Here is a 15,608-nt window from a genome sequence, read left to right as displayed (position 1 = left end):
GAGGGGTCTCCGCTCACTCGATGACGTCGCCGCGCAGGATGAAGCGGCAGTAGGCGACGGTGGAGATGAAGCCGAACATCGCGAACAGCAGCGCGGCCTCGAAGAAGTGGGTGGCGCGCTGCTGGATGCCGGCGAGCACGATCAGCGCGATGATGTTGATGACCATGGTGTCGACCGCGAGCACGCGGTCCATGAGCGCGGGGCCGCGCAGCAGCCGCCACAGGTTGAGCAGCAGCGCGAGCGAGGCGGTGGCGAAGCCGAACTGCAGGGCGTATTCGATCATGGGAAGATCTCCTGGAGGCGGTCCTCGTAGCGTTCCTTCATCTGGCGCACGGCCTCCTCGGCGTCGGGCGCGTCGAGGCAGTGCACGAGCAGGCTGCGGCCGTCGGCGGAGAGGTCGCAGGACACCGTTCCGGGCGTCATCGTGATGGTGCCGGCGAGCACGGTGATGGCCTCGGGCGAGCGCAGCTCGAGCGGCACCACCACCCAGCGCGTGGCCAGGCTGTCGACCGGGCGGAACAGGATCAGGCGGGTGACCTGCAGGTTGGCGACCACCACGTCCCAGGCCACCACGCCGAGGTAGGCGAAGGCCCTGGACCAGGACTTGACCGGCGGGCGCTCGGGCCAGAAGTTGCTGGTGATGCGCGTGATCACCACCGCGAGCACCACGCCCACCACCAGCCCGCCGAAGCTGAAACTGTTGAGCAGCAGCATCCACAGCAGCACCAGCACCGCGCTCATCAGCGGATGCGGCAGCCAGCGTTCGGCGAAGCTGCGCTGGTCGAGCTTGTCGTGCTTCGCGCCCATCAGCGCACCCCCTGTGCGGCGCCGAGCACCGCGTCGATGTAGCCGGCCGGGGCGTAGAGCTGCGCCGCGACGAGCTCCAGCCAGGCGTGCACCGGGCCGGCGAACACGGTGAGCAGCACCAGGCAGGCGAGCAGGCCGCCCACGGCGACGAAGGCCAGCGCGCCGTCCGGGCGATAGGCGGACGCGGGCGCGGCGGGCAGCGCGTGCGCCTTCCAGAACACGAAGCTGCCGGCGCGCGCGAAGCCGACGATGGCGATCAGCGAGGTCGACAGGATCAGCGCCCAGAACCAGGCCGCGTGCGCCGAGGCGCGCACGCCGTCGAGCACCAGCAGCTTGCCGATGAAGCCGGACAGCGGCGGCATGCCGGTCATGGCGATGGCGGCGATGAAGAACAGGCCGCCGACCAGCCCGCCCTGGGCGATGCGCGGCGCTGCGGCGAAGCGGTCGCGCTGCGCGCCGCGGCGCTCGGCGACGAGGTCGGCGACGAGAAAGAGCGCGCCGGCGGCGAGCGTGGAGTGGATGAGGTAGTACAGCGCGGCACTGGTGGCCTGCGGGGTGAACACCGCGACGGTGGCCAGCAGCATGCCCATCGAGCCGATCACCGCGTAGCTGGCCATCTGGCCGAGGCTGCGCGCGGCGAGCACGCCGGTCATGCCCAGCACCAGGGTGAGCAGCCCCGCCGGCAGCAGCCAGGGCGCGGCGAGCCAGGCCGCGGCCCCGGCGTCGGCGCCGAAGGCGAGCACGTACAGGCGCAGGATGGAGTAGGCGCCCACCTTGGTCATGATCGCGAACAGCGCCGCCACCGGGCCGGGCGCGTTGGCGTAGGTGCCGGGCAGCCAGAAGTGCAGCGGCACGAGCGCGGCCTTGACCGCGAACACCAGCAGCAGCAGCACCGCGCCGGTCTGCAGCAACGCCTGGTCGGCCGCCGGCACCTGCGGGACGATGCGCGCGAGGTCGGCCATGTTGAGGGTGCCGGTGACGTTGTAGATCATGCCGACCGCGATCAGGAACACCGAGGAGCCGACCAGGTTGGTGACCACGTACTGCACGCCCGCCTTCACCCGTAGGCCGCCGCCGCCATGCACCATGAGACCGTAGGAGGCGATCAGCAGGATCTCGAAGAACACGAAGAGGTTGAAGAAGTCGCCGGTGAGGAAGGCGCCGTTGATGCCCATCAGCTCGAACTGGAAGAGCGGGTGGAAGTGCTTGCCGCGCTGGTCCCAGCCGCCGATCGCGTACAGCAGCACGCCGAGGCCGAGGACGGCATTGAGCACCAGCATGAGCGCCGCCAGGCGGTCGAGCGCGAGCACGATGCCAAAGGGCGCGGGCCAGGCGCCGAGCGCGTAGCTGCGCACCTGGCCGTCGCTGGCGAGCACCAGCAGCGCGACGGCGATGGCGAGCAGCAGCACGGTGGAGGCCACCGCGAAGGTGCGCGCGAGCACGCCGTCGTGGCGCGCGGCCAGCACCAGCAGCGCGCCGACCACGGCCGGCAGCAGGATGGGCAGGATCAGCAGGTGGTTCATGCGCGCTCCCCGCGGCCGCCGCGCGCCGCTGCCGGCGCCGGCTTGCGCGCGCGCAGCTTCCAGTCGTCCTCGGCGGCCTCGGGCGAGGCGTCGCCGGGCAGATCGACGTGGTCGTTGCCGGTCTCGAGGTAGGCGCGCAGCGACATCACCACCACCACCGCGGTCATGCCGAAGGAGATCACGATCGCGGTGAGCACCAGCGCCTGCGGCAGCGGGTCGATGTAGCCCGCGGCAGCGGCGGAGATCACCGGCGGCTGGCCGATCGCCAGGCGGCCGGTGGCGAACAGGAACAGGTTGGTGGCGTAGGTGAGCAGCGACAGGCCGATCACCACCGGGAAGGTGCGCGCGCGCAGCACCATGTAGATGCCGGCCGCGGTCATCACGCCGATGGCGCTGGCGACGAGGAATTCCATCAGCCCTGCTCCTTGCCCGAGGCGGCGCGCGGATCCACGTCCATCGCGCCGGTGTTGATGGTGTAGGGGCTGGTCCAGCGCCCCATGCGCGAGAGGTTGGCGAGCGCCAGCATGACCGCGCCGACCACGGTGAGGAAGACCCCGGTGTCGAAGGCCATCGCGCTGGCGAGCTCGAACTCGCCCACCAGCGGCAGGTGGAAGTGGCCGAAGGTGGAGGTGAGGAAGGGCTGGTCGAGCACCATCGCGCCGATGCCGGTGGCGGCGGCCACCAGCACGCCGAGGCCGATCATGGCGTGGTAGTTGACCTTGACCCGATGCGCCGCCCAGCCGAAGCCGCTCGCCATGTACTGCATGATCAGCGCGATCGACACCACGAGCGCGGCGATGAAGCCGCCGCCCGGCTGGTTGTGGCCGCGCAGGAAGATGTAGGCGCCGACCAGCATCGCCAGCGGCAGCATGACCCGGGTGGCCACCACCATGATCATCGGGTGGCGGTCGGCCGACTGCGGACGGTCGGGGGACCACGCGCCCAGACGACGGCCGGTGCGGCCGAAGAGCGCGCCGTCGAGCAGGGCGTAGATCGCCAGCGCGGCGATGCCGAGCACGGTGATCTCGCCGAAGGTGTCGAAGCCGCGGAAGTCGACCAGGATCACGTTGACCACGTTGGTGCCGCCGCCGCCCGAGACCGAGTTGTCGAGGTAGTAGCTCGACAGCGAGCTGCCGTCGCGGGTGAGCATCGCCCAGCTCGCCCCGGCCATGCCGATGCCGGCCACGATGGCGAGCACGCCGTCGCGCAGGTGGCGCAGCGGATCGGCGCGCACCGAGGAGCTCTGCGGACCATCCTTGGGCAGGAAGTAGAGCGCGAGCAGGATCAGGATCACGGTGGCGACCTCGACCGAGATCTGCGTCAGCGCGAGGTCGGGCGCGGACAGGTAGATGAAGGCCAGGCACACGATCAGCCCCACCGTGCCCACCACCAGCACCGACAGCACGCGGCGGCGGAACAGCATCACGGTGAGCGCGCAGCCACCCACCAGCAGCACCCAGGCGGCGATCGCGGCCGGGTGCGCCGGCAGCAGCGCGCGCGTGCCCGCGGCGTGGGGCGCGGAGAGGAAGGCGGCGAAGCCGGCGAGCGTGAAGGCGGTGAGCGCGAAGGCGAGATAGCGCTGCAGCGAGCCGTTGTGCAGGCCGTGGGTGATGCCGCGGGCGAGCGCGGCGGCGCCCTCGATGAAGGCGTCGAACATCGCCTTGGCCTCGGGGTGCGGCCCCGCCTGCCAGAGCGCGCGCACGCGCCGGTAGGCGACGAGCGCGCCCAGGCCGACCGCGACCGCGATCGCCGACAGGCCGAGCGCCGGGGTGAAGCCGTGCCAGAGCGCGAGGTGGTAGTCCATCACCGCCCCGCCGGTGACGGCGCGCGCCACCACCGCCACCAGCGGCCCCGCCACGCTGTCGGGGAAGAGCCCGATCGCCACCACCAGCACCACCAGCAGCGCCGGCGGCAGCCACATGCCGGCGGGCGGGTCGTGCGGCGTGTGCGGATCGTCGTCGCGGCGCGCGCCGAAGAAGACGTGCACGATGTAGCGGAACGAGTAGGCCACCGAGAAGCACGCCGCCAGCGTGGCCAGCGCGGCGACGATCCAGCCGTTGCCCAGCCAGGTGGTGTCGACCGCCTCGTGCAGCATCATCTCCTTGGAGAGGAAGCCGTTGAGCGGCGGCAGTCCGGCCATCGAGGCGCCCGCCACCATCGCCATGGTGGCGGTGATCGGCATCAGCTGGAGCAGGCCGCCGAGACGGCGGATGTCGCGCGTGCCGGCCTCGTGGTCGACGATGCCGGCGTTCATGAACAGCGCGGCCTTGAAGGTGGCGTGGTTGAGGATGTGGAACACGGCGGCCACCGCCGCGAGCGGCGTGCCGAAGCCGAGCAGCATGGTCACCAGGCCGAGGTGGCTGACGGTGGAGTAGGCCAGCAGGCCCTTGAGGTCGTCCTTGAAGAGCGCGATTCCAGCTGCGACCAGCATCGTCACCAGGCCGGTGGTGGCCACCAGGTAGAACCACTCGGACGTGCCGGCGAGCACCGGCCACATGCGCGCCATCAGGAAGAGGCCCGCCTTCACCATGGTCGCCGAGTGCAGGTAGGCCGACACCGGGGTGGGCGCCGCCATCGCGTGCGGCAGCCAGAAGTGGAAGGGGAACTGCGCGCTCTTGGTGAAGCAGCCGGCGAGGATCAGCAGCAGCGCCGGCAGGTAGAGCGGCGAGGCCTGGATCGCTTCCTTGTTGCGCAGGATGTCGCTGAGGTTCCAGGAGCCGGCGATGTCGCCCAGGATCAGCATGCCGGCGATCATCGCCAGCCCGCCGGCGCCGGTGACGGTGAGCGCCATGCGCGCGCCCTGGCGGCCCTCGGGCAGGTGCTTCCAGTAGCCGATGAGCAGGAAGGACGACAGGCTGGTGAGCTCCCAGAACACCAGCAGCAGCAGGATGTTGTCGGACAGGACGACGCCCACCATCGCGCCCTGGAAGAGCAGCAGATAGCTGTAGAACACGCCCATCGGGTCGCTCTTGGCGAGATAGAAGCGGGCGTAGACGATCACCAGCAGGCCGATGCCCAGGATCAGCCCGGCGAAGAACATGCCCAGCCCGTCGAGGAAGAAGCCCGCCTGCAGGCCGAGCGCGGGCACCCAGTCCCAGGCGGCGACGAGGACCTCGCCGCGGAACACCGCCGGCGCCTGCGCGAGCAGCAGCACGAGGGCGAGGAGCGGAAAGACGAAGGCGGTGGTCGCGCAGGCGCTGCGGCCGGCGCGGATCATCAGCGCGGGAAAGAGCGCGCCGATGAAGGGCAGCAGCACGATCAGGGCGAGGCTCATCGGGGGGCTCCTCGGGCGTGGTCGATGGGAAAGGCGACGTGAATCGCGGGTGGCGGGGGCCACCCACACCCCGCATGAGGACGAATTCCGGGCGGAGTATATCGGGGATGCGACCCCCGCCAAATCGGGGTTGATTTCACTAGGCGAAATCGGATCGCACGGGTACCATTCGCCAGATCTCCTTGCCGGCCCCGGCAAGCTTCCGATCCTTCCCCGAACCTCCGTGCAGCCGAAGAAGACCGAATCCGCCCCCAGTGCCGAAGGCAAGACCTCGATCCAGGTCATCGAACGCATGATGAAGCTGCTCGACGTGCTGGCCGAACATGCCGATCCGGTCCAGCTCAAGCAGCTCGCGATCGAGACCGGGCTGCATCCGTCGACCGCGCACCGCATCCTCGGCGCGATGACGCACAGCGGCTTTGTCGAGCGCTCCGAGGCCGGCGCCTACCGGCTCGGGATCCGCCTGCTCGAGCTCGGCAGCCTGGTGAAGTCGCGCATCTCGCTGCGCGAGACCGCGATGCCCTACATGCTCAAGCTGCACGCCGCCACCGGCGAGAGCGTGAACCTGGGCGTGCGCGCCGGCGACGAGATCGTGTATGTCGAGCGCACCTCGAGCGGGCGCGCCTCGGTGCGCGTGGTGCACATCGTGGGCGCGCGCGCGCCGCTGCACACCACCGCCACCGGCAAGCTCTTCCTGGTCGAGGACGGCCTCGAGCGCATCCGCGACTACGCCCGCCGCACCGCCCTGCCCGCCTCCACCCCGGCCTCGATCACCGCGCTGCCGGCGCTGGAGAAGGAGCTCGACCGCGTGCGCCGCCACGGCGTGGCCTTCGACCTCGACGAGGTCGAGGCCGGCGTGCGCTGCATCGCCGCGGGCATCCGCGACGACAGCGGCGAGCTGATCGCCGGCCTGTCGCTATCGACCCCTTCCGAACGCTTCAACCCCGACTGGGCCCCACTGGTGCGCGAGACCGCCGACGAGATCTCCCGCGCCCTCGGCCACCTTCCGCCAAAGGCGGGATAAGCCCGCTTGCGGGCAGCCCCCCTCGCAGCGGCGAAAGCCGCAAGGTCTGCACGCGGACACCGATGCCCCGAGGCCGGGTGCGGGAAGACCACGGCCCCCGGGGTGGGAGGTGGAAAAACCACGGCGCCCGGGGTGGGATGTGGGAGCGACGCAAGTCGCGATCCTGCGCCGCGGCGGCGACGGGCGTGGTCGAGGTGGAAAGGCTGCAATCGCGACTTGCGTCGCTCCCACGGCAAGACACCGAAGTCGAGGTGGAAAGGCTGCAATCGCGACTTGCGTCGCTCCCACGGCAAGACACCGACACCCGGACGCGTGGCGCGAACGCCGACACCCGGATGCGTTGCGACCGAACACCGACGCGCCGAGGCCCGGTGCGGGAAGACCACGGTGCCCGGGGTGGGAGGTGGGAAAACCACGACGCCCGGGGTGGGAGGTGGGAGCGACGCAAGTCGCGATCCCGCGCTGCGGCGGCGACGGGCGTGGTCGAGGCGGAAAGGCTGCAATCGCGACTTGCGTCGCTCCCACGGCAAGACACCGAAGGCCGGATGCGGCTGCAATCGCGACGTGCGTCGCTCCCACGGCAAGACAACGACACCCGGACGCGTGGCGCGAACGCCGACGCCCGGATGCGTTGCGCGCCGCGATGGGTCAGGCGGTGGCCGGGGCGGGGGCGGGCTGGGCGACTGCGGCGCGGCCGAGCTCGAAGGCCTGGCGGTTGAGCTCCAGCAGCTCGGGCTTGCGTGCGCCGAAACGATCGAGCACCGCCTTGCGCAGCACCTCGGCCGGGAAAGGAAGGCGATCGGACATCGCGCCCAGCATCACGGTGTTGCCGAGGCGGATGTTGCCGAGCTGCAGCGCGAGCGCGCTGGCGTCGAAATCGAACACCGCCAGCCCGAGCTTGCGCATCTCGCCGATCGGGTCCTCGGGGTAGTCGTAGAGGCCGATCGTCACCACCGGCGGCACGAAGCGACCCTGGTTGACCAGCGCGATCCCGCCCGGCTTGAGCATGTGCGCCCAGCGCAGCGCCTCGGCGGCCTCGAAGCCGACGAGCAGGTCGGCCTCGCCCGGCATGATCTGCGGCGACAGCACCTGCGGACCGAAGCGCAGGTGCGAGGTCACCACCCCGCCACGCTGGCTCATGCCGGCGACCTCGGTCTTCTTGACGTCGAAGCCGAGCGACAGCGCCGCCTCGGCGAGGATCTCGGTGGCGGTCATCACACCCTGGCCGCCGATTCCGCAAACCGCGATGTTGGTGATGGTCATGGCGGCCTCCTCAGACCTTGGCGTGCAGGAACTTCACCGGATGCTCCGGCAGGGCATGGACGATGGCTTCGGGCGCACATGGCTGCACGCACAGGCCGCAGCCGGTGCAGGCGGAGGTCTCGATGCGCACGAAGGCGAGCTCGACTTCCTTGCCCGAGGGCTTGACCTGGGTCTCGCGCCGGGTGACTTGGATCGCCGGGCAGCCGACGTCGATGCAGTTGGCGCAGCCGGTGCACTTATCCGCGATCACCTTGTAGGGCTGGGTCGGCTTGTAGTGGTCGATCAGCACGCAGGGGCGGTCGGTGATGATCACCGAGGGCTCGGGGATCTTGATCTCCTCGCGCAGGGTCTTGAACAGCGTCGGCAGCTCGTAGGGGTCGAGCGTGTGGATGCGCTCCTTCTTCACCCCCAGCGCCTCGCACAGCTTGGCGAAGTCGACCCGCTGCGCACTCTCGCCGTGGATGTCGCGGCCGGTGCCGGGGTTGTCCTGGCCGCCGGTCATGCCCACCGCGCGGTTGTCGAGCAGCAGCACGGTGACGTTGCCGCGGTTCCAGGTGATGTCGAGCAGGCCCTGCATGCCCATGTGCATGAAGGTGGAGTCGCCGATCACCGCGATCACCGCCTTCTTGGCGTCGGCCTGGCCGCGGCCCTTGTCCATGCCGAGCGCCACGCCCATCGAGGCGCCCATCGAGATGCAGGTGTCGAGCGCGTTCCAGGGGTGGCCGGCGCCCAGGGTGTAGCAGCCGATGTCGCCCGAGATGGTGAGGTTGCGCAGCTGCGCGAGGGTGTAATAGATGCCCAGGTGCGGACAGGCGACGCACATGGTGGGCGGGCGCGGGAAGACCTGCTGCGGCACCAGGCGGGGCTGCGCGGCGGCGGGGACTTCCTCGCCGCGCAGGCGGGCCACGGCCGGGCGCAGGCGGTCGGGCGAGAGCTCGCCGACGCGCGGCAGCACGTCCTTGCCCGCGCAGGCGATGCCGCCGGCACGCAGCTCGCTCTCGACCAGGGGTTCGGTCTCTTCGACCACCAGGAGCTGGTCGACGCCGGCGGCGAACTCGCGCAGGCGCTCGAGCGGCAGCGGGTAGGACTGGCCGAGCTTGAACACCGGCGCGTCGGGGAAGGTCTCGCGCACGTGCATGTAGGCCGGGCCCGAGGTCACGAAGCCGATACGGCGGTCGCTGCCCTCGACGAGCAGGTTGAACGGGCTCTGCGCGGAGGCGGCGCGCAAGGCCTCCTCGCGCTCGTACATCAGCGCCACGCGCGGCTTGGCGTGGCCGGGCACCATGACCCAGCGCTGCGGATCCTTGACGAAGCCGGCGGGCTCGTGGGCCTCGCGCTCGCCCGCGACGACGCGGCCCTTGACGTGGCAGATGCGGGTGGTCAGGCGCACGATCGCCGGGCAGCGGAAGCGCTCGGACACCGCGAAGGCCTCGCGCGCCATGTCGTAGGACTCCTGCGCGTCGGCGGGCTCGAACAGCGGCAGGTGGGCGAAGCGGGCCCAGAAGCGGGAGTCCTGCTCGTTCTGCGACGAGGACATGCCGACGTCGTCGGCGACCGCGATCACGAGGCCGCCTTCGGTGCCGGTGACGGTCATGGTCATCAGCGCGTCGGCGGCGACGTTGAGGCCGACGTGCTTCATCGCGCAGAAGGCGCGTGCGCCCACCATCGAGGCGCCGAGCGCGACCTCGAGCGATACCTTCTCGTTCACCGACCACTCGGTGTACAGGTCGGGAAAGCGCGACAGCTCCTCGAGGATCTCGGTCGCCGGCGTGCCCGGATAGGCGGCGGCGACGCGACAGCCGGCGTCGCGCACGGCGAGCGCCACGGCCTCGTTGCCGGACAGGAACAGGCGGCTCGGGGCGGTTTCGGGCAGGGCAGCACCCATGGGGAGATCCTCTCTGGTGGGTTCGGGGTCGGAACCCGCGAGCTTAGTGAGCGCCCTGCCCGGCTCCATTGACGAAGATCAACCGCCCTGCAGTCGTGGTCGCCACGGGGCGCCCGCGAGCGCCGCATTCGACGCCGCCTGCACCGTGCTGCCCGGCGCGGACGCGCGCGCCCGCAAACGCGACGCGGGGCCTGCCCCACCGGGCGGCCCCGCGTCGTTCGACCTGCGTAATCGGGAAGCTCAGCCGCCCGCGCCCTGCGGTGCGGCCGCCAGGCGCTGGGGAGCAGTCTGTTCGAGCCACTTGCGCACGCGCTTGGCGTCGGCGGTGCGGGTGTAGCGGCCGGAGGAGTCCATCAGCACCATGACCACCGGCTGCTGGTGCAGCCAGGTCTGCATGACCAGGCAGCGCCCCGCCTCGGAGATGTAGCCGGTCTTGGACACGCTGATCGTCCATTCCGGGCTGCGCACCAGCGAGTTGGTGTTGCCGAAGCGCAGCATGCGGCCGTGCACCGGCACGTAGCGCTCGTGCGCGGTGGAGAACTCGCGGATCAGCGGGTAGGACGCCGAGGCCGCGACCATCTTGGCGAGGTCGCGCGGGCTGGAGACGTTGGCCGGGTTGAGCCCGGTGCTGTCATGGAAGCGGGTGTTCCACAGCCCGAGCAGGCGCGCCTTGACGTTCATCGCGTCGACGAAGGCGGCCTCGCCGCCCGGATAGTGGCGGGCCAGCGACGAGGCCGCGCGGTTTTCGGACGACATCAGCGCGAGCTGCAGCATCTCTTCGCGCGACAGCGTGGTGCCGAGCGCGAGCCGCGAGCCGGTACCCTTGAGCTGGTCGATGTCGGCGTCGTTGATCTCGATCGGCTCGGACAGGCTCAGCCCCGCATCGAGCACCACCATCGCGGTCATCAGCTTGGTGATCGAGGCGATCGGCAACACTTCGGTGGCGTTGCGCTCGAGCAGCACCTCGCCGGTGCGCTGGTTGATCACGTAGAAGGCGTTCGAAGCGAGCACGGGCATGCCGCTGCCGTCAAGCGTGACCGGGGTATCCGGTTCGTCGGCGAGCACCGCGGCGGGGGCGGCGAGCGCGGCGGCGGCGACCGCCGGCTTGCGCAGGCTCACCCGCATCGTCGGCGCCTTGCCGCGGGCGTTGGCGGACGCACGGGTCGCAGCCTTGGCGGAACGGGCCGCCTTGGTGTCGGACGCCGCGGCCTTGGCCACGACGCCCTTCTTCGGCGCGGGCTTGACGGCGGCCTTGCGCACCGGGGCGGTGGCCGCGGCCTTCTTCGCGGCCGGCTTGGAAACCTTGCTCGTCGCAGCCTTGCCGGATGCCTTCGGGGCTGCGATGGCCATGCCGGACTGCAGCGCGAACATCGCGGCAATCGCGGCGATCAGGGGGCGAACTTTCATGATGGCGACGGGACGGAGAGCGGTGGAAGGCGGATGCGAAGCGTTCTGCTTTAAAAAATAGGCAGATACGAAATGGATTTCAAGTTGTTTCCAACTCTGGCGGAATTCTACTCCCGCAGCGGCGTCGCCGGCGAGTCCGCTCGCCACCCCCCGCCCCGGGTCAGGAGTCGATGCGCAGGAAGCGGCGCAGTTCGCCGGCGCGCGTCATCGCGTCATGATAGCCGAGCTCGATCAGCGCGCGCGTGAAGCTCGGTTCGAAAAGCAGGTAGGAGAGCAGGGTCGAGCCCTCGCGGCGAAAGGTGCCCAGCCCGCGCAGCACGATGCGCAGCTGTGCCGGCAGGCTGTGCGCATGGCGCGCGGCGATGATGTCGAGGCGCTGCGAGGGCTGGATCACCAGGCACTCGAGCGGACGCAGCGCGATCCCCGCCTCGGCGCGGCGGGCCTCGTCGAGCCGGCCCACCGTGTCGTTGATGCGCGCGAGGCGCTCGAGATCGACCTCGAGGGTGTCGAGGAAGATGCTCGACAAGGCGTGGCCGGCGATCTGCGCCGGCGAAGGGTAGCCGCCCGCTGCACGCACTCTCCCCTCCTCGGCGGTGCGTCCGGCGCCGATCACCAGGATGCGGTCGGCGCCGAGGTGGATCGCCGGGCTCACCGGCGCGAGCTGGCGCATCGAGCCGTCGCCGAAATACTCGCGATGGATCTTCACCGCGGGGAAGACGAAGGGCAACGCCGCGCTCGCCAGCACGTGGCAGACGTCGAGCTCGGCGCGCACGCCGAGGCGCTGCGCGCGCCGCCAGGGCTGCAGCTCGGGCGCGCCCTGGAAGAAGGCGAGGCTCTCGCCGGAGGAATAGCCCGAGGCGGTGACGCTGAGCGCGCGCAGGTCGCCGCGGCCGATCGCGGCCTCGATCGCGGGGAAGTCGAGCACGCGCTCGAGCAGGCCGCGCAAGGGCGTGTTGTCGAGCAGCGAGCGTGGCGTCTGCCGGACCAGCCAGCCGCCGAACAGCGCCGCGCCCCAGCGCAGGCCGCTGCCGAAGAGCGCGAGCGGATCGACGCGGTACACCTGATCCACGTGCAGGCTGCGCCAGACGCGCTGGATGTGCCGCACCGCGCGGCCGAAGTCGCCCGCGTGCACGGCGAGCGCGACCGCGTTGATCGCCCCCGCCGAGGTGCCGCACAGGATCGGGAAGGGGTTGCCGGGGCGCTTGCCGCGCAGTTCGCGGACCGCAGCCAGCACGCCGACCTGGTAGGCGGCGCGCGCGCCACCCCCGGTCAGCACCAACGCCGCCCGCCCTTCGTCCGCGCTCATCCGCCCGCCTCCGGCTATGGGATGGCGTCAGCTTCGCGCAGCGCAGGCCGACCGGACAAGGAAGGAATGCGCGGGCGCGGTGCGGTAGCGAGGGGCGTGGTCGGTGCGGAAGCGCCGCGATCGCGACTGGCGTCGCTCCTACGGAGAACCTGCGCGGTGGGAGCGACGCAAGTCGCGATCGGGCGGTGCGGTGGCGAGGGGCGTGGTCGGTGCGGAAGCGCCGCGATCGCGACTGGCGTCGCTCCTACGGAAAACCGGCGCGGTGGGAGCGACGCAAGTCGCGATCGGGCGGTGCGGTGGCGAGGGGCGTGGTCGGTGCGGAAGCGCCGCGATCGCGACTGGCGTCGCTCCCACGGAAAACCGGCGCGGTGGGAGCGACGCAAGTCGCGATCGGGCGGTGCGGTGGCGAGGGGCGTGGTCGGTGCGGAAGCGCCGCGATCGCGACTGGCGTCGCTCCCACGGAAAACCAGCGCGGTAGGAGCGACGCAAGTCGCGATCGGGCGGTGCGGTGGCGAGGGGCGTGGTCGGTGCGGAAGCGCCGCGATCGCGACTGGCGTCGCTCCCACGGAAAACCGGCGCGGTGGGAGCGACGCAAGTCGCGATCGGGCGGCGGGCGCGGCTTCGCTCAGCCCGCCTGCCCGGCCTCGACCACGGTGAGCGCGGTCATGTTGATGATGCGGCGCACGGTCGCCGAGGGGGTGAGGATGTGCACCGGCTTGGCCGCGCCGAGCAGGATCGGGCCCACGGTCATGCCGCTGCCGGCCGCGTTCTTGAGCAGGTTGAAGGCGATGTTGGCCGCGTCCAGGGTGGGGAAGATGAGCAGGTTGGCGTCCTCGCGCATCTTCGCGTTGGGGAAGATCTGCAGGCGGTGGCGGGCATCGAGCGCCGAGTCGCCGTGCATCTCGCCTTCCACCTGCAGCTCCGGATGGTGCTCGTGCAGCATGCGCATTGCCGTGCGCATCTTCTCGGCGGTGGGCGAATCGGCCGAACCGAAGGACGAGTGCGACAGCAGCGCGATGCGCGGCTCGATGCCGAAACGCTTCATCTCCTCGGCGGCGAGCAGCGTCATCTCGACCACCTGCTCGGGCGTGGGGTCGTAGTTGACGTAGGTGTCGGCGAGGAAGAGCGTGCGGCCCGGCAGGCTGAGCAGGTTCACCGTGTACAGGTGATCGACGCCCTCGCGACGGCCGAGCACGTCCTCGACGAACTCGCGGTGCAGGCGGTGCATGCCGTAGGTGCCGCAGATGAGGCCGTCGCCGTAGCCGAACTTGAGAAGCAGCGCGCCGATCAGCGTGGTGCGGCGGCGCACTTCCTTCTTGGCGTACTCCACCGATACGCCGCGGCGCTCCATCAGGCCGTGGTAGTGCTGCCAGAGCTGGTTGAAGCGCGGGTCGGAGTCGGGGTTGACCAGCTCGAAGTCGCGCTCGGCGGCCAGGCGCAGGCCGAAGCGCTCGATGTTCTTGGCCACGACCTCGGGACGGCCGATGAGGATCGGACGCGCCAGGCCCTCGTCCACCACCTGCTGCACCGCGCGCAGCACCTTCTCGGATTCGCCCTCGGAGAAGATGATCCGCTTCGGGTTCTTGTGCGCGGCGGCGAACACCGGCTTCATGATCAGGCCGGAGTGCCAGACGAAGTTGTTGAGCTGGCTGCGGTACGCGTTCCAGTCGGTGATCGGGCGCGTCGCCACGCCCGAGGCCATGCCGGCCTCGGCCACGGCGGGGGCGATCTTGACGATCAGGCGCGGGTCGAAGGGGCGCGGGATGATGTATTCGGGGCCGAAGCCGCCCACCTTCTCGCCGTAGGCCGCGGCGACGATGTCGCTCTGCTCCACGCGCGCCAGTTCGGCGATCGCCTTCACCGCGGCGAGCTGCATCTCGTCGGTGATGGTGGTCGCGCCCACATCCAGCGCGCCGCGGAAGATGAAGGGGAAGCACAGCACGTTGTTGACCTGGTTCGGATAGTCCGAACGGCCGGTGGCGATGATCGCGTCGCTGCGCACCGCCTTGACCTCGTCGGGGAGGATCTCCGGGGTCGGGTTGGCGAGCGCGAGGATCAGCGGATTCGCCGCCATCTTCGCCACCATCTCGCCCTTGAGCACGCCGCCGGCCGACAGCCCCAGGAACACGTCGGCGCCCTCGATGACCTCGGCGAGCTTCCTGGCGTCGGTCTTCTTGGCGTAGCGCGCCTTGATCGGGTCCATCAGCGCGGTGCGGCCTTCATAGACCACGCCCTCGAGGTCGGTGACCCAGATGTTCTCGACCGGCACGCCGAGCTTCACCAGCAGCCCCAGGCAGGCGAGCGCCGCGGCACCGGCGCCGGAAGTCACCAGCTTGACCTTCTTGAGATCCTTGCCCTGCAGGTGCAGGCCGTTCAGGACCGCGGCGCCGACCACGATCGCGGTGCCGTGCTGGTCGTCGTGGAAGACCGGGATCTTCATGCGCTCGCGCAGCTTCTGCTCGATGTAGAAGCACTCGGGCGCCTTGATGTCCTCGAGGTTGATGCCGCCGAAGGTGGGCTCGAGCGCGGCGATCATGTCGATCAGCTTGTCGGCGTCGGGCTCGTCGATCTCGAGGTCGAACACGTCGATGCCGGCGAACTTCTTGAACAGCACGCCCTTGCCTTCCATCACCGGCTTGGCGGCGAGCGGGCCGATGTTGCCCAGGCCGAGCACCGCGGTGCCGTTGGTGACCACGCCGATCAGGTTGGAGCGCGCGGTGAGCTCGGCGGCCTGCGCCGGGTCCTCGACGATCGCGTCGCAGGCCGCGGCCACGCCGGGGGAGTAGGCCAGCGACAGGTCGCGCTGGTTGGACAGCACCTTGGTGGGCGTCACCGAGATCTTGCCCGGGCGCGGGTAGCGGTGGTAGTCGAGGGCCGCACTGCGGATCAACTCGTCCATGGTCTTCCTCCTTGGTCTTTTGGGTGTGGGACGGGCGCCATGCCGGCGCGCCGCGCGTCAACGGCGCAAGCATACCGCGGACCCACTTATTTTCGCATTACGAAAACAAAATCTGCGATGTGAAAAATACGTATACCGCGCCCGTCGGAGTCCGTCGCAATAGCCCGAAGCATCACACCGATCGTTACGATCCCGTTCATGGCCGCGTGCCGGCCATGGC

At 70.4% G+C, this 15,608-nt stretch carries 11 protein-coding genes; 1 reads left to right on the top strand and 10 read right to left on the bottom strand.

Annotated features, from left to right (window positions below; translation table 11 throughout):
* Window positions 1–13: 13 nt before the first annotated feature.
* Genes PO78_RS13770 through PO78_RS13750 form a run of 5 tightly spaced genes read right to left on the bottom strand, consistent with a single transcriptional unit; the run spans window position 14 to window position 5,604 of the window.
* Window positions 14–283, bottom strand: coding sequence for a K+/H+ antiporter subunit F (locus tag PO78_RS13770; RefSeq protein WP_043744424.1), 270 nt, complete (start codon window positions 281–283; stop codon window positions 14–16).
* Window positions 280–807 (bottom strand): Na+/H+ antiporter subunit E, encoded by a 528-nt coding sequence (locus PO78_RS13765; RefSeq protein ID WP_043744422.1) that lies wholly within the window; start codon window positions 805–807, stop codon window positions 280–282. Before PO78_RS13765 ends, PO78_RS13770 begins: the two co-directional genes overlap by 4 nt.
* Complete coding sequence (locus PO78_RS13760; protein WP_043744419.1) at window positions 807–2,330, bottom strand: monovalent cation/H+ antiporter subunit D; 1,524 nt, start codon at window positions 2,328–2,330, stop codon at window positions 807–809. The genes PO78_RS13765 and PO78_RS13760 overlap by 1 nt, the downstream gene beginning before the upstream one ends.
* Window positions 2,327–2,743: a Na+/H+ antiporter subunit C gene (locus PO78_RS13755; RefSeq protein WP_043744416.1), complete on the bottom strand. Its 417-nt coding sequence runs from the start codon at window positions 2,741–2,743 to the stop codon at window positions 2,327–2,329. The genes PO78_RS13760 and PO78_RS13755 overlap by 4 nt, the downstream gene beginning before the upstream one ends.
* The gene (locus PO78_RS13750; protein WP_043744412.1) at window positions 2,743–5,604 is read right to left on the bottom strand and encodes a monovalent cation/H+ antiporter subunit A; all 2,862 of its coding nucleotides are present in this window, start codon (window positions 5,602–5,604) and stop codon (window positions 2,743–2,745) included. Before PO78_RS13750 ends, PO78_RS13755 begins: the two co-directional genes overlap by 1 nt.
* Before the next feature lie 223 nt (window positions 5,605–5,827).
* On the opposite strand from PO78_RS13750, the gene PO78_RS13745 reads away from it, so the two are divergent.
* Window positions 5,828–6,628: an IclR family transcriptional regulator gene (locus tag PO78_RS13745; protein ID WP_004303946.1), complete on the top strand. Its 801-nt coding sequence runs from the start codon at window positions 5,828–5,830 to the stop codon at window positions 6,626–6,628.
* Window positions 6,629–7,276: 648 nt separating this feature from the next.
* Here PO78_RS13745 and PO78_RS13740 read toward each other — a convergent pair.
* The 5 genes from PO78_RS13740 to PO78_RS13720 form a co-directional block, all read right to left on the bottom strand.
* Window positions 7,277–7,891 (bottom strand): indolepyruvate oxidoreductase subunit beta, encoded by a 615-nt coding sequence (locus PO78_RS13740; protein WP_043744409.1) that lies wholly within the window; start codon window positions 7,889–7,891, stop codon window positions 7,277–7,279.
* A gap of 10 nt (window positions 7,892–7,901) precedes the next feature.
* A complete protein-coding gene (locus tag PO78_RS13735) occupies window positions 7,902–9,776 on the bottom strand; it encodes a thiamine pyrophosphate-dependent enzyme (protein WP_043744407.1) in 1,875 nt (624 codons plus the stop codon).
* Window positions 9,777–10,016: 240 nt separating this feature from the next.
* Window positions 10,017–11,183 (bottom strand): D-alanyl-D-alanine endopeptidase, encoded by a 1,167-nt coding sequence (pbpG, locus tag PO78_RS13730; protein WP_043744403.1) that lies wholly within the window; start codon window positions 11,181–11,183, stop codon window positions 10,017–10,019.
* Between the two features lie 160 nt (window positions 11,184–11,343).
* Window positions 11,344–12,489 carry a patatin-like phospholipase family protein gene (locus PO78_RS13725; protein ID WP_043744400.1) on the bottom strand — a complete coding sequence of 382 codons (1,146 nt, stop codon included), beginning with the start codon at window positions 12,487–12,489 and terminating at the stop codon, window positions 11,344–11,346.
* Between the two features lie 625 nt (window positions 12,490–13,114).
* Window positions 13,115–15,388 (bottom strand): NADP-dependent malic enzyme, encoded by a 2,274-nt coding sequence (locus PO78_RS13720; protein WP_043744397.1) that lies wholly within the window; start codon window positions 15,386–15,388, stop codon window positions 13,115–13,117.
* Window positions 15,389–15,608 lie beyond the last annotated feature (220 nt).

Source organism: Thauera sp. SWB20 (genome assembly GCF_000831325.1).
Classification (GTDB): Bacteria; Pseudomonadota; Gammaproteobacteria; order Burkholderiales; family Rhodocyclaceae; genus Thauera; species Thauera aminoaromatica.
The sequence above is the reverse complement of the archived record's forward strand: the minus strand, read 5'-3'. Positions and strand labels throughout refer to the sequence as shown.

What these genes read in the sequence shown, in the direction of transcription:
- PO78_RS13755 (WP_043744416.1), bottom strand. Translation starts at nt 2,743, where the DNA reads ATGGAATTCCTCGTCGCCAGCGCCATCGGCGTGATGACCGCGGCCGGC.
- PO78_RS13740 (WP_043744409.1), bottom strand. Translation starts at nt 7,891, where the DNA reads ATGACCATCACCAACATCGCGGTTTGCGGAATCGGCGGCCAGGGTGTG.
- PO78_RS13735 (WP_043744407.1), bottom strand. Translation starts at nt 9,776, where the DNA reads ATGGGTGCTGCCCTGCCCGAAACCGCCCCGAGCCGCCTGTTCCTGTCC.
- PO78_RS13765 (WP_043744422.1), bottom strand. Translation starts at nt 807, where the DNA reads ATGGGCGCGAAGCACGACAAGCTCGACCAGCGCAGCTTCGCCGAACGC.
- PO78_RS13725 (WP_043744400.1), bottom strand. Translation starts at nt 12,489, where the DNA reads ATGAGCGCGGACGAAGGGCGGGCGGCGTTGGTGCTGACCGGGGGTGGC.
- PO78_RS13760 (WP_043744419.1), bottom strand. Translation starts at nt 2,330, where the DNA reads ATGAACCACCTGCTGATCCTGCCCATCCTGCTGCCGGCCGTGGTCGGC.
- PO78_RS13750 (WP_043744412.1), bottom strand. Translation starts at nt 5,604, where the DNA reads ATGAGCCTCGCCCTGATCGTGCTGCTGCCCTTCATCGGCGCGCTCTTT.
- PO78_RS13770 (WP_043744424.1), bottom strand. Translation starts at nt 283, where the DNA reads ATGATCGAATACGCCCTGCAGTTCGGCTTCGCCACCGCCTCGCTCGCG.
- pbpG (WP_043744403.1), bottom strand. Translation starts at nt 11,183, where the DNA reads ATGAAAGTTCGCCCCCTGATCGCCGCGATTGCCGCGATGTTCGCGCTG.
- PO78_RS13720 (WP_043744397.1), bottom strand. Translation starts at nt 15,388, where the DNA reads ATGGACGAGTTGATCCGCAGTGCGGCCCTCGACTACCACCGCTACCCG.